This is a genomic window from Cupriavidus sp. 01L46 (genome assembly GCF_056399905.1).
Map to the genome: position 1 here is coordinate 1 of NZ_JBFTSF010000427.1, position 4147 is coordinate 4147.

4 protein-coding genes are annotated in these 4147 nt (G+C 67.0%); all 4 read left to right on the forward strand.

Going from position 1 to position 4147, the window contains the following annotated elements:
- A partial coding sequence (locus tag AC1DS3_RS35990) for a shikimate kinase (RefSeq protein WP_477129076.1) occupies window positions 1–297 on the forward strand: 297 nt, incomplete at its 5' end.
- 112 nt (window positions 298–409) lie between these two features.
- A complete protein-coding gene (gene boxC / locus AC1DS3_RS35995; protein ID WP_477129077.1) occupies window positions 410–2098 on the forward strand; it encodes a 2,3-epoxybenzoyl-CoA dihydrolase in 1689 nt (562 codons plus the stop codon).
- Between the two features lie 62 nt (window positions 2099–2160).
- On the forward strand, window positions 2161–3585 hold the full coding sequence (gene boxB / locus AC1DS3_RS36000; protein WP_477129078.1) for a benzoyl-CoA 2,3-epoxidase subunit BoxB: 1425 nt from the start codon (window positions 2161–2163) through the stop codon (window positions 3583–3585).
- A gap of 84 nt (window positions 3586–3669) precedes the next feature.
- Window positions 3670–4147, forward strand: a 478-nt coding sequence (locus AC1DS3_RS36005; RefSeq protein WP_477129079.1) for a 4Fe-4S binding protein, incomplete at its 3' end; no start/stop codon positions are given.

Here is a 4147-nt window from a genome sequence, read left to right on the forward strand (position 1 = left end):
GTGCTGGCCACGCCCGGGAGCCTGGTCTCGGAGCCCTCCACCTTCAACCTGCTGCTGGCACGCTGCTACACGGTCTGGGTGAAGACCTCGCCCGAGGAACACATGGCGCGGGTAGTGGCGCAGGGCGACATGCGCCCGATGGAAGGCAACCGTGAAGCCATGGACGATTTGCGCCGGATCCTGCTGGCGCGCACCCCGCTGTACTCCCGCGCGGACGTGACGATCGACACCAGCGGCCAGGATCCCACCACCTCCCTGCAGGCCTTGCGCGCCCATCTTCGCGTGATTGGTGCGTGATTGGTAGCGTGATTGGCGCCTGGACATCGCGCAAGGATTGCGCCGGCTAGATTTATGCACTATATTTCATCGCAAAGGATGATCGACAATATAATGCATAAAGGAGACCACGATGTCCGCCCCGGCCGCTCCCACCGCCACCTCCACTGAGCAAGCCCCCGTCACCTTTGAGCGTGACCCCGCGCAATACCGGCACTGGAAACTGACGTTCGCTGGCCCGGTGGCCACGCTGTCCATGGATGTCGACGAAGACGGCGGCCTGCGCCCCGGCTACGCCCTCAAGCTGAACTCCTACGACCTCGGCGTGGACATCGAGCTGCACGACGCCGTGCAGCGCATCCGCTTCGAGCACCCGGAAGTGCGCRCCGTCGTCCTCACCAGCGCCAAGGACCGCATGTTCTGCTCAGGCGCCAACATCTTCATGCTCGGCAAGTCGTCGCACGCCTGGAAAGTGAATTTCTGCAAGTTCACCAACGAAACCCGCAACGGCATCGAGGACGCCAGCCGCCACTCTGGCCTGAAGTTCATCGCGGCCTGCAACGGCACCACCGCCGGCGGCGGCTATGAGCTGGCTCTGGCCTGTGACGAGATCGTGCTGGTCGACGACCGCTCCTCCGCCGTCAGCCTGCCCGAAGTGCCGCTGCTGGGCGTGCTGCCTGGCACCGGCGGGCTCACGCGCATCACCGACAAGCGCCGGGTGCGCCGTGACCACGCCGACATCTTCTGCACCACCACCGAGGGCGTACGCGGGCAGCGGGCGCACGACTGGAAGCTGGTCGATGCCGTGGTCAAGCCGGCGCGCTTCGCGGAGCATGTGCAACAGCGCGCGCTTGCGCTTGCCGCGCAGAGCGACCGGCCCGCCGGCCAGGATGGCGTGAAGCTCACGCCACTGTCGCGCAGTCAGGATGCGCACGGCTACCGCTATGACACGGTCCAGGTGCATATCGACCCGCATGCCCGCAAGGCCACGCTGACGATCTTCGGTCCGGCCAAGCACCAGCCGCAGGCGCTGGCCGCAATCCTTGCCGCCGGCGCCGACTGGTGGCCGCTGAAGATGGCGCGCGAGCTCGACGACGCCATCCTCACGCTGCGCGCCAACCATCTCGACATTGGTATGTGGATCCTCAAGACCGAKGGCAACCCCCAACAGGTGCTGGCCACCGATGCGCTGCTGGACGCGCATGCCGGCCACTGGTTCGTGCGCGAGACCATCGGCATGCTGCGCCGCACGCTCGCGCGCCTGGAGGTGTCGTCGCGCACGCTGTTTGCGCTGATCGAGCCGGACTCCTGCTTTGCGGGCACGTTGCTGGAACTGGCCCTGGCCGCCGACCGCAGCTACATGCTGCACCTGCCCGACGCGCCGGACGATGCACCGCGCGTGTTCGCCAGTGCTGCCAACTTCGGCCGCTATCCGGGCGTCAACGGACTGACCCGGCTGGCCGCGCGCTTCTACCAGGACGAGGTGGCAATCCAGGCCGTGCAGGACCATATCGGCGCGCCGCTCGACGCCATCAACGCCGCCTCGCTCGGCCTGGTCACCGCCACCCCCGACGACATCGACTGGGAAGACGAGATCCGCATTGCCATCGAAGAGCGGGCCAGCCTGTCGCCCGACGCCCTGACGGGACTCGAAGCCAACCTGCGCTTCGGGCCGGTGGAGACCATGGAGACCCGCATCTTCGGCCGCCTCACCGCCTGGCAGAACTGGATCTTCAACCGGCCCAACGCGGTGGGCGAGCAAGGCGCGCTCAAGGTGTTCGGCTCGGGCAGCAAGGCCCGCTTCGACTGGGACCGCGTCTGAGCCTGTTTGCCCGTCCGGGCCAGGCGTCCACGCAACAAAAAACAAGACAAGGAGACAACCCCGTGAGCATCGACTACAGCCAGAAGATCCCGAACAACGTCAACCTGTCCGAGGACCGCGCGCTGCAGCGCGCGCTCGAGCACTGGCAGCCGGCCTTTCTCGACTGGTGGCGCGACATGGGGCCCGAAGGCTCGCACCAGCACGATGTCTACCTGCGCACGGCGGTCTCGGTCGATCCTTCCGGCTGGGCGCACTTCGACTACGTCAAGATGCCGGACTATCGCTGGGGCATCTTCCTCCAGCCCGCCGACCCGGCGCGCCGCATCCATTTCGGCGAGCACAAGGGCGAAGCGGCCTGGCAGGAAGTGCCGGGCGAGCATCGCGCCAACCTGCGGCGCATCATCGTCACCCAGGGCGACACCGAGCCGGCCTCGGTGGAGCAGCAACGCCACCTGGGCATGACCTGTCCCTCGCTCTATGACCTGCGCAACCTGTTCCAGGTCAATGTGGAAGAAGGCCGCCACTTGTGGGCCATGGTGTACCTGCTGCATCGCCATTTTGGGCGCGACGGGCGCGAAGAGGCCGAGGCGCTGCTGGGACGGCGCTCCGGCGACGAGGACAACCCGCGCATCCTGGGCGCCTTCAACGAGCGCACGCMGGACTGGCTGGCCTTCTTCATGTTCACCCACTTCACCGACCGCGACGGCAAGTTCCAGCTCTGCGCGCTGGCCGAATCCAGCTTCGACCCGCTGGCGCGCACCACGCGCTTCATGCTGACCGAAGAAGCCCACCACATGTTCGTTGGCGAGTCCGGCATCTCCCGCGTGATCCAGCGCACCTGCGAAGTCATGCGCGAGCGCGATATCCAGGATCCCGCGGACGTGCGCGCCGCTGGCGTGATCGATCTCGATACCATCCAGCGCTACCTCAACTTCCACTACAGCGTGACCATCGACCTGTTCGGCGCCGACCAGTCGTCCAACGCCGCCACTTTCTACAGCGCCGGGCTCAAGGGCCGCTTCGAGGAAGGCAAGCGCGGCGACGACCACGTGCTCAAGGGCGACGTGTACCGCATCCTCGACGTCACCGACGGCCGCCTGGGCGAGCGCGAGGTGCCCATGCTCAACGCGCTCAACGAGGTGCTGCGCGACGACTACGTCAAGGACACGCTCGGCGGCGTGGCGCGCTGGAACAAGGTGATCGAAAAGCACGGCGTCGCATTCCGCCTGACGGTGCCGCACAAGGCATTCAACCGCAAGATCGGCAGCCTGGCCAACGTCCGTGTCTCGCCGGCTGGCGATCTGCTCACCGAAGCGCAATGGCAGGCCGGCGAGCGCGAGTGGCTGGCAACCGACGAGGACCGCGCCTTCGTGGCCTCGCTGATGGGCCGGGTCACCGAGCCCGGCAAGTACGCCAACTGGATCGCTCCGCCGATAGTGGGCGTCAACCGCCAGCCGATGGATTTCGCGTACGTGCGCTTCAACTGACCCTGACCAGCCCGGACTGACCCACGGGCAACATGYGGCGCAGCACCGGCGACAGACCGGCCGCGCGCCAAGGAGACCAAAGAGATGGGCGCCCCCGACATCATCAAGCAGCACCTGATCGACCCCGAGATCTGCATCCGCTGCAACACCTGCGAAGACACCTGCCCGATCGACGCGATCACCCATGACGACCGCAACTACGTGGTCAGGGCCGATGTGTGCAACGGCTGCGGCGCCTGCCTGGGGCCGTGCCCCACCGGCGCGATCGACAACTGGCGCACGATGCTCAAAAGCGAGGCCTATCCGATCGAGGCGCAGTTGCTATGGGACGAGCTCCCCGCCAGCCTGCCCATGCCGGCGGACACGGGGCTCGATAGCACGCCGGATCCGGCTTCGCCGCAGACCGGGCAGGAGCCGCAAACCCAGCAGGTGGAAACCAGCCGGCATACCTCGCCCAGGGCGCCGTGGTCGGCAGCGCATCCGTATGTCAACCTGCATGGCGTGCGCGCCCCCGTCACCGCCACCGTGGCCGGCAACTACCGTCTCACCGCCGACGACGCAT